At 35.1% G+C, this 16694-nt stretch carries 15 protein-coding genes and 1 pseudogene; 2 read left to right on the forward strand and 14 right to left on the reverse strand.

Annotated elements, in window-relative coordinates; all coding sequences use genetic code 11:
• Together RCH13_RS00655 and RCH13_RS00660 are read right to left on the reverse strand one after the other, a co-directional pair.
• Nucleotides 1–438: a MarR family winged helix-turn-helix transcriptional regulator gene (locus RCH13_RS00655; RefSeq protein WP_326985280.1), complete on the reverse strand. Its 438-nt coding sequence runs from the start codon at nucleotides 436–438 to the stop codon at nucleotides 1–3.
• A gap of 25 nt (nucleotides 439–463) precedes the next feature.
• Nucleotides 464–1096 carry an NAD(P)H-dependent oxidoreductase gene (locus tag RCH13_RS00660; protein WP_326985281.1) on the reverse strand — a complete coding sequence of 211 codons (633 nt, stop codon included), beginning with the start codon at nucleotides 1094–1096 and terminating at the stop codon, nucleotides 464–466.
• A 220-nt stretch (nucleotides 1097–1316) separates the two neighbouring features.
• Here RCH13_RS00660 and RCH13_RS00665 point away from each other — a divergent pair, with 220 nt between their 5' ends.
• On the forward strand, nucleotides 1317–2738 hold the full coding sequence (locus RCH13_RS00665; RefSeq protein ID WP_326985282.1) for a T9SS type A sorting domain-containing protein: 1422 nt from the start codon (nucleotides 1317–1319) through the stop codon (nucleotides 2736–2738).
• 69 nt (nucleotides 2739–2807) lie between these two features.
• Here RCH13_RS00665 and fsa read toward each other — a convergent pair whose 3' ends face one another.
• The 5 genes from fsa to RCH13_RS00690 all read right to left on the reverse strand — a co-directional run bounded on the left by fsa (nucleotide 2808) and on the right by RCH13_RS00690 (nucleotide 6195).
• The gene (fsa, locus tag RCH13_RS00670) at nucleotides 2808–3461 is read right to left on the reverse strand and encodes a fructose-6-phosphate aldolase (protein ID WP_326985283.1); all 654 of its coding nucleotides are present in this window, start codon (nucleotides 3459–3461) and stop codon (nucleotides 2808–2810) included.
• Between the two features lie 72 nt (nucleotides 3462–3533).
• Nucleotides 3534–3788, reverse strand: coding sequence for an acyl carrier protein (locus tag RCH13_RS00675; RefSeq protein WP_326985284.1), 255 nt, complete (start codon nucleotides 3786–3788; stop codon nucleotides 3534–3536).
• 124 nt (nucleotides 3789–3912) lie between these two features.
• Entirely contained in the window at nucleotides 3913–4353 is a 441-nt protein-coding gene (locus RCH13_RS00680) for a hypothetical protein (protein WP_326985285.1), read from the reverse strand.
• Nucleotides 4354–4484: 131 nt separating this feature from the next.
• Nucleotides 4485–5759, reverse strand: coding sequence for a beta-ketoacyl-[acyl-carrier-protein] synthase family protein (locus RCH13_RS00685; RefSeq protein ID WP_326985286.1), 1275 nt, complete (start codon nucleotides 5757–5759; stop codon nucleotides 4485–4487).
• 1 nt (nucleotide 5760) lies between these two features.
• On the reverse strand, nucleotides 5761–6195 hold the full coding sequence (locus RCH13_RS00690) for a 3-hydroxyacyl-ACP dehydratase FabZ family protein (protein WP_326985287.1): 435 nt from the start codon (nucleotides 6193–6195) through the stop codon (nucleotides 5761–5763).
• A gap of 163 nt (nucleotides 6196–6358) precedes the next feature.
• Between RCH13_RS00690 and RCH13_RS00695 the strand changes: the two are divergent.
• Nucleotides 6359–7441, forward strand: a pseudogene (locus RCH13_RS00695) (alkene reductase).
• A 93-nt stretch (nucleotides 7442–7534) separates the two neighbouring features.
• On the opposite strand, the gene RCH13_RS00700 reads toward RCH13_RS00695, so the two are convergent.
• The 7 genes from RCH13_RS00700 to RCH13_RS00730 form a co-directional block, all read right to left on the reverse strand.
• Nucleotides 7535–8332 carry an SDR family oxidoreductase gene (locus RCH13_RS00700; protein WP_326985288.1) on the reverse strand — a complete coding sequence of 266 codons (798 nt, stop codon included), beginning with the start codon at nucleotides 8330–8332 and terminating at the stop codon, nucleotides 7535–7537.
• Complete coding sequence (locus RCH13_RS00705; RefSeq protein WP_326985289.1) at nucleotides 8326–9378, reverse strand: type III polyketide synthase; 1053 nt, start codon at nucleotides 9376–9378, stop codon at nucleotides 8326–8328. Before RCH13_RS00705 ends, RCH13_RS00700 begins: the two co-directional genes overlap by 7 nt.
• A gap of 187 nt (nucleotides 9379–9565) precedes the next feature.
• Nucleotides 9566–10276, reverse strand: coding sequence for a methyltransferase domain-containing protein (locus RCH13_RS00710; protein ID WP_326985290.1), 711 nt, complete (start codon nucleotides 10274–10276; stop codon nucleotides 9566–9568).
• Complete coding sequence (locus tag RCH13_RS00715; protein WP_326985291.1) at nucleotides 10276–11418, reverse strand: NAD(P)/FAD-dependent oxidoreductase; 1143 nt, start codon at nucleotides 11416–11418, stop codon at nucleotides 10276–10278. Before RCH13_RS00715 ends, RCH13_RS00710 begins: the two co-directional genes overlap by 1 nt.
• 87 nt (nucleotides 11419–11505) lie before the next feature.
• Entirely contained in the window at nucleotides 11506–12435 is a 930-nt protein-coding gene (locus RCH13_RS00720) for a DUF6438 domain-containing protein (RefSeq protein ID WP_326985292.1), read from the reverse strand.
• A gap of 130 nt (nucleotides 12436–12565) precedes the next feature.
• On the reverse strand, nucleotides 12566–14473 hold the full coding sequence (acs, locus tag RCH13_RS00725) for an acetate--CoA ligase (RefSeq protein ID WP_326985293.1): 1908 nt from the start codon (nucleotides 14471–14473) through the stop codon (nucleotides 12566–12568).
• Nucleotides 14474–14741: 268 nt separating this feature from the next.
• Nucleotides 14742–16643: an AMP-binding protein gene (locus RCH13_RS00730; protein WP_326985954.1), complete on the reverse strand. Its 1902-nt coding sequence runs from the start codon at nucleotides 16641–16643 to the stop codon at nucleotides 14742–14744.
• Nucleotides 16644–16694 lie beyond the last annotated feature (51 nt).

Consider the following 16694-nt stretch of genomic DNA (forward strand, 5'->3'; position numbering starts at 1 on the left):
CTATTGTTTTTCTATTATTTTCATTAATTTAGTTACGGTCTCCTTCATTTCAAGCAGGTCATCTTCTGATAAGTTAAGCATCTCCTGCATTTTTCCAGGGATGATGCAAGCTTTACTCTGCAGCTGATTGCCTTCTTCCGTCAAAAAGATTTCTACCACTCTTTCATCTTCTTTCTTTCGGTGTCTAACGATGAGTGATTTTGCTTCTAATCTCTTTAGTAATGGCGTCAATGTGCCGCTATCCAAATATAATTTTTCTCCTATTTGATTCACGGTTAATCTTTCATATTCCCAAAGTACCATCATCACCAAATATTGAGAATAGGTAATATCAAGTTCCTCCAGAAAAGGACGATACATTCCGGTTATTTCTTTCGCGATGACGTAAAATGGAAAGCAAAGTTGATTTCCTAATTTGGGGGTTTCTTGATTGTCCATGATTTGGAATTCTAGAGGATTAATTTTACTTTTTTATGATGAATTCTTCCATTGGAATTCTCACTTTTTTCATGTGTGCCAAGTAATCTTTTTCAGCATCTCGATAACCAAGATAGAGGAGTGTAACACTTCTTAATCCCAATTCTTTTAATCCTAACATTTCATCTACTACTTCATTGCTAAATCCTTCTGCAGGGGTGCTGTCAATTTTTAATTCCGCAGCTTGAGCCATGGCTAAACCTAGAGCGATGTACGTTTGTCTGGCAGTATGTGCAAAATGCTCTTCTTTTCTTTGCCCATTGTACAAATCTTTAATTTGGTCCGTGTAACCGCTAAACCTTCCTCTAGGCAAATCTCTAACATCGGTATGATGATCGTACACTTTATCGATTTTCGCGTCAGAATAGCTGTCCCATGCAGCAAAAACCAATACTTGGGAGCAATCTTTCATAACTTCTGGATTTAACGCACCTTGTACCATTTTTTCTTTTAATTCCTGATTTTCTACTACAACTACACGGAATGGCTGTAAACCAGATGAAGTAGGAGCTAATCTTGCCGCCTCTAAAATTTGATTAAGGTCTTCTTGAGATACTTTCTTTTTGGCATCATAAGCTTTTACTGCATGTCTCCATTTTAAATTTTCTATTAATGACATCTGTATTATTTTTAATTGTTCTTATTTACAGGTGCAAAGATAGGAAACAATTATATTGTGTGCAATATAATTGTGAGAGTTTTTTAGAGGCGATTTTTATTTCATCTATTTTAATAAAAATTTTCCTTTTAAATTTTATTCCAATATAATCTAACAAAAAAAGGTCTTTTCGCCCGAAATAATTCTGCGGATAGTATTAAATTTGAACAACACAAAAACGATGAAAAAAATTTCCCTCCTTCTGATGGCTCTCTGGGTCTTTCAGAGCTACGCTCAAGTATCTATTAATCTCGACCAAACCTTTGGTAATTCTGGTCATTTTAGTTATCAAATACCTCCAAATCAAATTATTACACAAAGTAAAATGATTTTGCTTTCTGGTAATTCTCTCCTGCAGATTATTCAAACTACAGAAACAGATTACATTTTAAAGGTAAAACCAAATGGAACTTTAGATGAAAATTTTGGAACCAATGGTCTTTTGGATTTAGGCGTGAACAATTATGTCAACGCGCTGATGCAAGGAAAAAAGTTGATCGTTTACTTTGGTCCAAAAAGTTCAGGACTAAATTCCTATGAAGATTCTAAAATTGTAAGATATACAGAAAATGGAATCATAGATACTTCATTTGGAAATAATGGAGTATTAGAAGAAATTACAGAAAGCATCAATCCACAAGCGTTAAGTGTTTTAGTTCTAGCTGATCAAAGTCTCGTTGTAACTAATTCGACAGAAGTTAACCCGAAGAAATATACCAAAAATGGTGTTTTAGACGTGTCTCACGGAAATAATGGACAAATTAATTACAATTATCATTATCCGATCGGACAGTTTCAAAATGGGAAAATAGCAACTTGTAATATTAATTCGCTTGCTTCCTCCATTTTTTCCTTTTATCATCTCAACTTTCCCGGTGCTAACTCTGTTTTAGATTTAAACGCTAAAGTTTGCCATCAATACAATGGTGTTCCATTGCAGAATAAGTCCAATATCTCCACTAAAATAACAAAAGACGGTATGGTTTATTCACTTTTCGAATATAAAAATTATTCTTTACCTGATTTTAGCCGCTTAATTGTTCTAAAATCTGAAGATTTAGATTCTAATTTTAATATGCAGGGATTTGTAACGTCTGACGATAATGAGCAGTTTTTAGATGCTGGATATGCTAATAACGTATTTTTCATTTTAAATCAAAAATCGACTCAAATTGCCATGAACGCCTATTCCTCAGCGGGCTCGCCTTTGATAATTAATAACAATAGAGATTATAAACTTACAGGCGGAAAACAAATAGAGGTTGCTGGCGATTTTATTTATATCAGTTCAATTTCTGCAGGTAGTGCTCAAAATTTATCTCAGATTAATATTGAAAAATTTATCATGCTCAATGAAAAACTTGCTGTCTCTAATGATTTGTATGAGAAACCTTCTGTAGAAAATCCTGTTAAAGATATTTTAAATTTTGCCAATACAATAAATGCAGAAAGTTTTCAAATTTATAGCGTAGAGGGCAAAATAGTTCTAACCTCAAAAAGTTTTGTTGGCAACAATATGTCACAACTTCCAAAAGGTAATTACCTACTTACAATCAGGATGAAAAATGGTGAAAACCTTTCTAAGAAAATAATTAAGAAGTAGTTGTGCTCATAAAATTAGCAAAGAAAAACCGCCTCAAATGGGGCGGTTTTGATATTAAAAAAGATTTTCTTATCCCATTTTTTTAGCATCTGCAACAAACTGCGCTAAACCTTTATCCGTCAATGGGTGATTTAATAAATTAAGAATCGAATCCAATGGTGAAGTGATTACATCTGCACCAATTTTCGCACAGTTAATAATATGCATTGGGGAACGAATCGAGGCTGCTAAAATTTCTGTGTCAAACATATAATTATCAAATATAATTCTGATTTCTTCAATTAAGTTCATTCCGTCTACAGAAATATCATCTAGTCTTCCTAAAAAGGGAGAAACATAATTTGCACCAGCTTTTGCCGCTAATAAGGCTTGTCCTGCAGAAAAAATTAAAGTACAGTTGGTTTTAACTCCTTTGTTTGAAAAATACTTTAACGCTTTGATTCCGTCTTTAATCATTGGGATTTTTACCACAATATTTGGGTGAATTGCTGCCAATTCATCACCTTCTTTGATCATTTCTTCATACGTGGTACTTAGAACTTCCGCAGAAATATCTCCGTCCACGATTTCGCAAATATTCTTGTAATGGTTCATTACAGCATCTTTTCCGCTAATTCCTTCCTTAGCCATTAAGGATGGATTGGTTGTAACTCCATCCAAAATTCCTAAATCCTGAGCTTCTTTAATTTGCTCCAGATTAGCCGTGTCGATAAAAAATTTCATATTACTTTTTGTTTTCGCAAAGGTAAGATTTTCGGGTACAATGGGAAAATGATTTCAATTTAAAATCAGTAATTATCTTGTGGCGAGTTTCTCTTCAATCACTGCTAAAGCGGATTTTACATCACGCATTTTTTCCATGGAATCTGCATCGATTTCGATATCAAAAACTTCTTCCACATCCAAAATAACATCGACTAAATTAGCGGAATTGATGTTTAAATCATTGATAAAGTCTGTGTTTTCATTAAGGTGATCTAGAGCTTCTTCATTTTTTACGTAAGGTCTTACGATTTCTTTTAATTTTAAGATGATGCTTGATTTCTCCATTGATAGGTGCTTTCTGAATATTAAATTATTATTTCAAATTTACTGAATAGTAATTGATATTGCGACATGTAATAAAAAAAACCGAGATATTTCCCGGTTTGTTATTTTAGAGTCTCTAAATAGGTTACACAAATTTAACTGGACTTGTTGCAGCTTGTAATTTCTTTGCCACATCTTTAACTTTAAGTGCAGAATTATAAACTTCAGATTTCGCTCTTAAAGCAACTTTAGTTTTTAAGTAATCTAAATTTTGAGCTTCAACAATAGTTACATCATCAAATTCATAAGTATGTTCTACAGAATGATGAGCGAAAATTTCTTTTGCAATTGCGAGTTGTTGTTCATTATCGATTGAAACACTCGCAATCAATTTATTGGTTTCGTTAGTGTTTATCTGCGGTGTTCTTTCACCAAATAACTTTTCCCAAAAATTTTGTTCCTTATTTGGAGCTTTATTAAGATAAATGATGTAATCTTGAATCCTAAAACCATTCAATTCTAAATCCGCAGCTAAATTTTTTGCTTCTTTCTGTGTTGGAAATAATCCAATAATTATTGTTGTCATATCTGAAATTTTTTATCTTATTTGATGGTGCAAATATACCAATAAAAGATAGATTTGTTACTAATATTTAAAACATTAACATAATTTTGATAAATATCATAGATTATTTTATTAATCTCATAATAAAAAAATTAATTTTTATATTTTTTGAAGATAATACATCCATTCACGTCTCCAAACCCGAAGCTCACTTTCGCCGCGATATCAATTTCTTTTTCAATTAATTCATATGGGATACAATCAGTATCAATAATAGACGCGATTTCTGGATTCAGATCTTCGCAATTGATATTAGGTGCGATATAATTTTCAGACAGTTGCAGAACAGTTGCAACACATTCAATACTGGCGGCAGCAGAAAGGCAATGGCCCGTTAAAGATTTTAAAGAATTAATGTAAGGAAATTCTTTGCCTGAAAGGTTTAAAACGCATGATAAATTTTGAATTTCGGTGGCATCTTTTGAAGTTGCAGTTAGATGTCCGCTGATATAATCAATTTCATTTGCCTCAATTCCAGCATCTAGAATTGCATCTTTTACACATTTCTGAACGGCAGTAGAATTTGGAGCCGTCATACTTCCGCCGCCGCGTTGACCGCCACTGTTGAGATTTCCGCCTAAAATTTCACAATAAATTTTTGCGTTTCGCGCCAACGCAGATTCCAGATCTTCGATGACCAAAGCTCCGGCGCCGCTTCCGGGAACAAACCCCGCTGCAGAAGCACTCATCGGACGAGAAGCTTTTTCTGGATGATGATTTGATTTGTAATTACAAACTTTAATCGCATCAAAACCTGCCCATATGTAAGGTCCAGAATCACTTGTGCTTCCGGCTAAAATACGTTTTGCTTTTCCGGCTTTTATTCGGTCAAAAGCCATTAAGATGCTTTCCGTTCCAGTCGTACAGGCAGATGAATTAGTGGTCACTTGATTTCCCAAACCTAATTTGCCGCCTAAATAAGCACTGATTCCACTATTCATGGTTTGGGAAACGGCGGTACTTCCTAACCTTCGGGTTTGAAGCGCATCAATTTTATAAATACTTTCCCGAAATTTTTCAATTCCCGAAGTTCCGGCACCGAAAATTGTACCGCTTTCCCAATCTGGATTTTCATCTGCTGCAACCTCTAAACCTGCATCTTTCCAGGCATCTAAACCTGCAATAACGCCGTACATAATTCCGGTAGAATTGAAATTTCGTAATTCTAAATCGGTAAAATATTTATGTAATTTTTCATCATCAATGGGCGGAGTTCCAGAAACCTGACAAGAAAATTGTAAGTCGGCTAATTGCTGATCAAACTTAATTCCAGAGCGACCTTCCTTTAAAGCAGAACGAAAATTTTCTAAGCCAACTCCGTTTGGTGCAACGACTCCTAAACCGGTGATGACCACTCTTTTTTCCATTTTAATTGACTTTAATAATTCCTGCAATTATTCCTTCACAAACGATTTCGGATTCTTCGTTCAGCATCTTGACTTTGCATTTTAATTTATTAAATCTAAAGTATATTTTCTCAGAAATCACGGTGACTTGTTCACCTGGAAAAACTGGTTTTAAGAATTCAATATCTGTTGAAGTTAAACCAATCTGACTTTCTTCAGTCAAATCATTTCCAACCAGAAAAATTCCTAAACAAACCAATCCAATTTGAGCCATAGTCTCAGTGAGAATTACGCCTGGAGTAATTGGGTTATTTTTAAAATGACCTTTATAAAAATCAAGATCTTTTTTAAAAGTGAAAGTCCCAGTTACGCCATTTTCATCAATGCTTACCAAGTCATCCACGAATAAAAATGGAGTAGAATAGGGTAGTTTTTCTAAAATTTCATTTGAATTCATTAATTTGTTTTCGCTTGTGTGAAGATGCGAAAAAATTAGATATCTTACGTTTGATCAGGTCAATTTTATTAAAATATTCCGATAAACTTTAACAAAACGTTATTATATCAAATATTAATAAATAGTATGACTACCGTTAAATTTGTCATTAAATAGAGATTATATGAAACTTTTAGAAAAATACACTTCAAAAAATTTAAAATTAGAAAATAGGATTGTAATGGCGCCGATGACAAGAAGTCGCGCAGATAATGAGGAACACATCGCAAACGATCTGATACAAAACTACTATGCACAAAGAGCAACTGCCGGTTTAATTATAACGTAAGGCGTAAATGTGAGTAAAGATTCGGTTGGATACATTAATGTTCCTGGAATTTATACCCAAAAGCAAACTGAATCCTGGAAAAATGTAACTACCGCTGTGCACGTAAATGGTGGAAAAATCTTTGCGCAATTATGGCACGTTGGTCGCGTTTCGCATCCAGATTTTCACGATGGGAAACTTCCTTTGGCACCTTCGGCAGTAAATCCAGATACACAATCCTATACCTACAACGGATTTAAAGATACGGTTACTCCACAGCAAATGACGGTTGAAGACATTAAACAAACCGTGAAAGACTTTGTCAATGCTGCAGAAAATGCGATGAAAGCCGGTTTCGATGGTATAGAAATTCATGGTGCGAACGGTTATTTATTTCAGCAGTTTTTTGCCTTATGTTCTAATAAAAGAAATGATAAATATGGTGGATCAATAGAAAATAGAGGTCGGTTTTTATTCGAAGTTTTAAATGCAGTTGGAGAAAAAGTGCCATTTTCTAAAATTGGTTTGCGCCTTTCCCCAGATTGCGACGGTCTTTTCGGGATGAAGAAAGATGATGAAACAACAGAAATGTTTGAATATTTGGTTAACAAATTAAATGACTATGATTTGTCTTATTTGCACTTCAGTGGTTTTGCGGGAAAAGACGACGATCCTTTGAAAACGGTGCTGGAAACTGCGGAACATTACCGAAAGATTTACAACGGAACTTTTATGATCAACGGCGGGTTTACAAAAGAAACGGCCAATAAAGCACTCGAGCATGATCTTGCAGATCTGATTTCATTTGGGGTGCCATTTATTGGAAATCCGGATCTGGTGCAGCGTTTTGCGGTCGATGCTCCATTAAACGAAGCTGATCAAGATACTTTTTACACGCCGGGAGCAAAAGGATACACTGATTATCATACTTTAAAGTAATCAAATTAACGTGTAAAAAGTTTTCAGAATATATTAAAGATTTTAGAAAATAGTAAAAGATTGGCTCAATTGAGCTGATCTTTTTTTAACACTTTAACTTAAATGTTCGCCACCATCCACGGGAATTACACAACCATTGATCCAGGAAGCTTCATCCTGACATAATAAACTAACCACATTTGCGACATCTTCTGGTGTTGTTAATTTCTTGAACGGATTGCGTTTTTTCGTGTGTTCTTTTATTTCTTCACTGCCCGGAATCATTTGCAAAGATCTTGTATCAGTAACTCCTGCCTGAATACAATTTGATCTCAAACCAAATGGTGCAAATTCTAACGCGATGTTTCGAGAAATGGCTTCTAAAGCGGCTTTTGCCGCGGAAACTGCGCCGTAATTATTGATAGGTTTTGTGCTGCCTTCACTTGTAAACGCGAGGATTCTGGCGTCTTCTGTAAATAATCTTTCATTAAAAACCAATTTTGTCCAGTCGTATAAACTAATTGCCATGGCGTGAAGGGTAATTGCGAAATCGTTGGTCGATAAACTTTCATTTTCCAAGCCAGTCATCGGTTTCAAATTTCCTTTCGCGATGCTGTGTAAAAGACATCGGATTTTTCCTTCTGTACCTAAAATATTTTTTAATTCTGCCAAAATATCCTGTTGATGTTGAATATTTAAAGCATCTTTATTTAAACTTAAAAATTGAACTTCTTGAGTTTTAATCAATGAGAATTCTTGATTAATGGTTTCCATTTCTGAACGGGAATTCCGATGAATAATACAAATATTCATTCCTTCCGAAGCTAATTTTTTAGCAGAAGCTAAACCTAATCCTGAACTTCCGCCCAAAATCACCGTCCAGTAATTTGTATTTTCAAATCTTCTTACCATTGCAGTAAAACTCTTTGCGCAGAAAAACCAGGACCGAAACTGAGCATTAAACCTTTCTCGCCTTTCTGCGGTTTTTGATTCATGATTTCTTCTAAAACGTAGAGCACGGTTGCACTCGACATATTTCCGTACATTCTCAAAACTTCTTTTGTAACGTCTATATTTTTGCCCAAATCAGAAAATAATGCTTCAACCATTTGGACAATTTTTTTTCCACCCGGATGAAAAATAAGATAATCAATATCTTTTATTTCTAAATTTTGCTTGGCTAAAAATGGATGTAAAATATCCGGAAAATGTTGCGCAATCGTATCCGGAACCTCAATATCTAAAATCATTTGCAGCCCGGAGTTGGTTAATTTAAAACCCATCATGTGTTCGTTATTATAAAAATGATACATTTCCTCAGCTAAAATTTCTGGACCTTCCGCATTTTCCTCGGAAGAAAGAAGAACACAAGCTGCACCGTCGCCAAAAATTGCAGCACTCACAATATTTGCCATGGAAAAATCTTCCAATTGAAAAGTCGCGGTTGGACTTTCAACCGCAATTACGGCGGCACGTTTGCCCGGATTTGCCTGAAGGAAATTTTTCGCGTAAATAATTCCGGAAACTCCAGCAGCACAACCCATTTCTGTAACGGGCAATCGAACGATATCCTGGCGTAAATTTAATTTATTGATCAGATAAGCATCGAGCGAGGGAATCATAATTCCAGTGCAACTTACGGTGATAATATAATCCAGAGATTGTGGATCCCAATTGGCTTTTTTTAAAGATTTTTCTAGAACCTTTTCCCCTAATAAAACGACTTCACGAGCGTAAATATCGTTTTTATTTTCGAACGAAGTAGCGGTGAAAACTTCAATCGGATCCATAATGGAATACCGTTCATCGACTGCGGCTCCTTCAAAAATCTTTTTGACTTTTCGTACAAAACGGCTGTCCTGATCGACGAGCCATTGATCTAAAAATGGTAAAACTTCAGAAGTTTTTCGGGAATACTTTGGCAATTGCTTGGCAACTTCAACTATTTTTACACTCATTAACTGTATAGTTTTTACCACAAAGTCACAAAAGATCTATCGAAAATTTTACAGTAAAAAAGATCACATAAGTTGAAAATCTTTAGATTTTTATTTTCTATTGTGGTCTTTACTAGCAATTTTCATATACTTTTTGCACATTACTTTTGTGACTTTGTGGTTTTAAATTTTTCTTTTTGTTTACTATTTATTTTTCTATAATCCACTGGTAGCGGAATGCCCATTTCCATTTGATACTATAATTTTTAAAACCTAAATCTTTTGAAAATTTTTCTAAATCTTCTCTTTTAAAACCTCTTAAAATAGAAATTAAACCATCATTTGCAGTCATTTCTTTTAATCGGAAGAGGAAAATAATGACCTGAAAAAGTCGGTACGCTATTTTGCTTCTCTGCAAATCATTAACCACGATTCCTTTTTTGACGAGATTAAAAATAACTTTCATGATTTTAATAATTTCGTCCTCTTTAAAGTGATGTAAAGTAAGCGTTATCAAAGCAATATCAATATTATATTTTGAGAAATCGTACAAAAAAATATCTTCTGCTAAATAGGTAATGTTATCAAATTCCGTGGAACATTTTTCAGCGTGACGAATCGTGGCTTCATTGGCATCGATTCCAATTAAGTTAAATTTCAGATTGTTTTGTGTTCCATATTTTGATAACATTCTAAGCATATCGCCACTTCCGCACCCAAAATCGATGATGGTAATCAATTGATCATTCGGAAAATCTTTGATTAATTTTTTTAAGCCATCTAAAGTCACGGAATTTCCACCGAGCAATTGATTAATCCGAGCAATGTCATCTAAAGCTGTGACCAAACCTTCATTATCCATGGAAAAATCGTCCATCGATTCTTCTAAATCTGTTCTATAAGTCGTATCTAAAGCCATTAATTTTGAGTCATATTTATCTCTTTTCCATGAGTTTTTCTAATGATAACGGGAAGTAAAAATGGAAGGTATGTAATTAAACTGGTTAAAATTTCGGATAATTTTGAGTGTTCAAATGTACTTCCTAAAATTCTTCCATACCATAATCTTCGTTTGAAATTCTTATTCCAGTTTAGAGTATATTTTTGTTCCATTTGTTCACGTGAAATATTCGCATTTAAAAATTCAATTGCTTGTTCTGAAGCCAATTTCGCGCTGTGAATTGCCATTGCCATTCCATTTCCGCATAACGGATGAATTAATCCGGCAGTATCGCCCATCATTAAAATGTGATCTTCTACATTCTTTTTTTTCTCAAAACAAATTTGACTGATGGTCAACGGTTTTTCAAAGACAGTTGTAGAATTTTCTAAAATATTTTTTAAATGAGGATTTTGAGCAAAGACTTTTCCCTGAAATTCTTCAATATTTTTAAATTTCTTGAAAGATTTAAAATTAGTTAAGTAACAGATATTGAGCAAATTATTTTCCACCTTAGAAACGCCGCAGTAACCGCCTTTGAAATTATGTAGTCCCACAACTTTTTCATCAAATTCACCTTGGTAATGGGATTTTACACCCAACCACGGAGATTTTTTCTCAATAAAATTTCGCTTCATTTTCACATCTAAATTGGATCTTTTTCCAAATCCACCCAAAACTACTTTTGAGGTCAATATTTTTCCAGAAGCCAAATGAATTTCAAAAGAATCATCTTTAAAAATGACTTCATTTACCTGATCTTCGAGAATTTCACAATTCTGGGAAAGCGCTTTCTCATAAAGGAATTCATCTAAAGTATATCTGCTAATTCCAAAACCGCCGAGCGGAAGTCGGGTCTCAATCGTTCGTCCAGATTCGGAGGAAAATTGTAAGGTAGAAATGTGAGTTGGATTTAATGATTCAATTTCAACATCCAGCCAAGCAAAATAAGGAAGGACTTCATTGGAAATATATTCGCCGCAGACTTTATGTTTTGGATAAGAATTCTTCTCAATAACAACGACTTTACAACCCAGTTTCGTGAGGTGTATTGCGCTTATTAAACCTGCTAAACCACCGCCAATAATGATGACTTCGGTATCGCAATTAGAATCCTTCAACTTTTTTTGTTAAAAATACAAAAACTTTTGACCACGAAAGGGACAAAAGTTTGATGGTTTAAAAAGTTTTCATAAAAGCCTTAAGTTTCATTCAATTTTTTTCCATTTCTGCTTTTCCATTATAACTTTTATCGCATCATAAAATTTTAGAAGACCCAAAGAACCTTTCTCACCATAGTCATAAACCGTTTTTGACTTTCCGCTATCATATACTATTTTAATTTCTCTGGCAGGACAATCAGAACAATTAATGGCGTATCTGTCTTTTAAGTTTTTAAAATCAAGATTATTTAAGTACAATGCTAGATTTTCAAAATCCAGCTTATTATTTCCTAGATATTTTCCGTCTAGTTTCTTGTACAATTTTGAATTTAAAATGATCGAATCTCTTTTTAATGACAATGTGTAATAAATTCCAGGAGCATAACCACCAAACTGAGTGAAAGTGATTTTCGAAACATTATTATTACTTCTTATTTTTACAAATTCTGTAAGTTGATTATTTTTAACCATTAAGGTGTCAAACTTTAAGATATTATTTTTATCCATAAATTCCGCTTTGAAATTTAGTAATTTGATTAAATTCTGACCTTTGTAATTTATTATTTTTGCTGAAAAAATATTGTAAACCCTTTTTTTTCCTGCATTTAAAATCCTATATCCAGTTGGACTGCTCAGTAAGATTACACAATTTTTAGAATGCTCATCAACAAAAGGTTTCATAACAACTTGATTTAAAGTGTCTTTTTCATATTCTAAGTTTACTAAATAATCTTGTTTTTCATCACCATTTAAATCGGCTTTAAAAATTGATTGTGGATTTTCTTTCGTAATTATTTTTTTGAAAGATTTTATGGAGTCAATGAAATCTTCACCATATATAAAATTTGATCGCAATTGAAGAGAATTGTAATTTTCATCACTATGAATAATTTCTAAGATTTCCTTATCAGTTAGATCGTTTTTTGTACAAGATAAACTTAGGAATAGAACAAAAAATAGAAAAATGTATTTCATACTTTAAATTTTAGAAAAAGAAAGATACAATTTATTGCAAAATAAAAAACCTCGCGTTTCCGCAAGGTTCAACTATATTCAAATGTGATGTGTTCTAATTAACATATTATCAAATCAACAAATCATCAAATTAGATTTTCTCATTCTTAATTTCCTCCACAATCTCTGGATTCAAAAGCGTAGAAGTATCCCCGAAATTAGCAAAATCACCTTCCGCAATTTTACGTAAAATACGACGCATGATTTTCCCAGAACGGGTTTTTGGCAAGGCAGAAACAAACTGAATTTTATCCAACTTCGCGATTGGTCCAATCGTATCGGAAATCACATTGTTGATCTCTTTTCTCAAATTATCTTTGTCGCGTTCTTCGCCGCTGTCTTTTAAAATTACATATCCGTAAAGCGCGCTTCCTTTCACATCGTGCGGATAACCAACAATTGCAGATTCCGCAACGGCTGGATGAAGATTGATGCTGTCTTCAATGGGTGCAGTTCCCAAATTATGCCCCGAAACAATGATCACATCATCAACTCGACCCGTAATTCTATAATACCCAACTTCATCCCGCAAAGCGCCGTCTCCAGTGAAATATTTCCCTGGAAAAGCGGTGAAATACGTTTCTTTATATCTTTGATGATCGCCCCAAATTGTTCGGGCAATTCCCGGCCATGGAAAACGGATGCATAAATTTCCATCCACTTGATTTCCTGTGATCTCATTGCGTTTATCATCCATCAAAACAGGCTGAATTCCTGGTAAAGGCAAAGTTGCATAAGTCGGTTTTGTAGGAGTAATGAACGGAAGTGGAGAAATTAAAATTCCACCTGTTTCAGTTTGCCACCAAGTATCAACTATCGGACATTTTTTCTTGCCAACATGATCATTATACCAATGCCAAGCTTCATCATTAATAGGTTCTCCCACAGAACCAATCACTCTTAAACTCGATAGATCATGTTTTTCAACCCATTCGTAAGATTCTTTCGCAAGCGAACGAATTGCAGTTGGAGCCGTGTAAAACTGCGTGATTTTATGTTTTTCAATGACTTCCCAAAAACGATCCGGTTCTGGATAAGTCGGGATTCCTTCAAAAATTACCGTCGTAGCGCCATTTGCAAGCGGTCCGTACAAAATGTAGGAATGTCCCGTAATCCACCCAATATCTGCGGTGCACCAATAAATATCGTTCTCTTTATAATTGAAAACATTTTTGAAAGTATAAGCCGTGAAAACCATGTAACCTGCAGTGGTATGCAACATTCCTTTCGGTTTTCCCGTCGAGCCGGAAGTGTACAAAATAAACAATGGATCTTCCGCATCCATGATCACGGAAATAAAATCAGAAGGTGCTTTGTCAAAAAGTGGAGCGAGCCAAAGATCCCGTCCTTCCTTCATTTTCACTTCGCTGCCCGTTCTTTTTACGACTAAAACTTTCTCAACAGTCGGGCATTTTACTACGGCTTCATCTATAATTCCCTTCAGATCAATGGATTTTGTACCGCGGAAACTCCCATCCGAACAAACGATCATTTTCGCACCGCAATCATTGACTCTAGATTCTACCGCTTGTGCAGAAAATCCTGCAAAAATTACGGAATGAACCGCGCCCAAACGCGCACAAGCCAACATCGTCACGGCTAATTCAGGGATCATGGGCAAATAAATACAAACCCGATCGCCTTTTTCCACGCCTTGATCACGAAGTACATTTGCCATCTTGCAAACACGATCGCGCAGTTCGCGGTAAGAAATATGTTGCGCTGCTTCATTCGGATCATTGGGTTCAAAAATAATGGCAGTTTTATCGCCGCGTTCGTTTAAATGACGATCGATACAGTTTTTCGTAATGTTGAGTTTAGCATTTTTGAACCACTCAATTTTCGCTTCCTGCATATCGTAAGCAACTACTTTGGACCATCTTTGATACCACACAAAATTCTCATCGGCTATTTTATCCCAGAATTTTTTCGGGTTTTTAATCGATTTTTTGTACTGTTTGAAATAGTCTGGCAAATCGTCTATCACGTAATTTTTCATATTCTATTTATTTTATTTTCTATTATTTTTTGGAGCGGGAACCTGCTTTCCACTGCAATCTTTTTTTTCAAAAAAGGATTTCCGTTGCAATCAGGGCTAGTTAAAATTCGTTTTTTTTAGATTTTTGTTTATTTAAAATTCCAGTTAATGAACTGATTGATGTCTAACCTTAATTCATCTTTGATGAATCTTAATTTTCCTTAATTCCTTCATTTTCTTTAATGGTTAATTTTTTGAGATTAAACCTTTAAAAAATCTCAACATAATTTTATAAGTACTTCATTTTATACTCATTCATTTTCAGCTGCAGTTCCTCAACAATACTTTCATCATCAATCGTTGCAGGCATTTGATACTCTTTTCCATCCAACATGGTTCTGATGAGTTTTCTTAAAATTTTCCCAGATCTGGTTTTCGGCAAGCGATTTACAACCAAAGCATTTTTCATACTCGCAACCGCCCCGATTTTTTCCCGGATCAGCTGTACGATTTCTTTCTCTAAAGTTTTCTCCTCAATTTTCGAACCCGATTTTAAAACTGCAATCGCAAACGGAACCTGGCCTTTCAAATCATCATCAATCCCGACTACGCAACATTCTGCAACTTCTTTGTGAGCAGCCACAACTTCTTCCATTTCTGCAGTAGAAAGTCGATGACCCGCAACGTTGATCACGTCATCAACTCTTCCGGTTACGAATACATAACCATCTTCATCTTTAATTGCGCCGTCTCCAGAAAAATAATAGCCCGGGAATCTGGTTAAATATCCAAACTTAAAACGTTCCGGATCGCCCCAAATTCCCATCATCGCTCCTGGCGCCAAAGGAAGTTTGATGACCAAATAACCTTCGTGATGCGCTTCTAATTCATACCCTTCTTCACTGAAAATTTTAATGTCATAACCGGGAATTGGTTTTCCGGCGGAAGCTCGTTTAATTTTTACGTTTTCAATTCCGGGCATTAATCCCAACATTGGCCAACCTGATTCGGTTTGCCACCAATGATCGATTGCAGGAACGCCTACTAATTCATCATACCAATCGAGTGTTGCAACATCGCATCTTTCGCCTGCTAAAAATTGGGTTCTTAAAGAAGATAAATCATAATTTTTCACCAATTTTCCGTCTGGATCTTCTTTTTTAATGGCTCTAATTGCAGTTGGTGCGGTAAACATTATGGCCACTTTATGTTCTTCGATGACGCGCCAAAAAGTTCCCGCATCTGGAGTTCCGATTGGTTTTCCTTCAAAAATTACGGTCGTATTTCTGTTGATCAATGGACCATAAACCGAATAACTGTGCCCAACTGCCCAACCAATATCCGAAGCTGCCCAGAAAGTTTCGCCTTCTTTTGCGCCATAAATATTCTGCATGGAAAATTTCATCGCGACAGCGTGACCGCCATTATCGCGGACAACGCCTTTTGGTTTTCCCGTGGTTCCAGAAGTGTACAAAATATACAATGGATGCGTAGATTTTAGCGAAACACAATCTGCAGGTTCGGATTCTGTCATCAATTTTTCAAAATCGACCAATGACGAATCGTTTTTAAAATCAACGCGATTTCCTAACAATTTTCGATCAAAAGCTATGATATGTTCAGGTTTGTATTCTGCGAGTGAAATGGCTTCTTTCACAAAAGGCAAATACGGAATTCTGCGGGAAACTTCCATTCCAGAACTTGCGGTAATAATTGCTTTCGGATTGCAGTCATCAATTCTAATCGCTAATTCTTGTGGGGCAAATCCACCAAAAACTACGGAATGCGTGACACCTAATCTTGCACAAGCCAACATTGCAAAGACCGATTCGGGAATCATGGGCATATAAATAACGGCAGTGTCGCCTTTTTCTAAACCTAATTTTTTCAGTCCGCCCGCAAATTTTGAAACGTATTCTAAAACTTGACTGTAAGTGTATTTTATGATTCTGTTCGTTACGGGAGAATCGTAAATAATAGCAACCTGATCGCCAAATCCGTCGTTCACATGTTTATCTAGTGAGAGAAAACATGTATTTAATTCTCCGCCTTCAAACCAAGTTGGGTAATTTATTCCATCGTCGGTTAATATTTTGGTCGGTTTTTTAAACCATTCAATTTGCTCAGCCTGTTCTGCCCAAAATTTTTCTTTTTGCGCGATACTTTCTTTAAACATTTCATTTGCTTTCATCATTATTTATTTTTAGGTTCGAGGTTCGAGGTTCGAGGTTCAAGTTTCGGG

This window comes from Chryseobacterium sp. MP_3.2, assembly GCF_035984805.1.
Taxonomy (GTDB): domain Bacteria; phylum Bacteroidota; class Bacteroidia; order Flavobacteriales; family Weeksellaceae; genus Kaistella.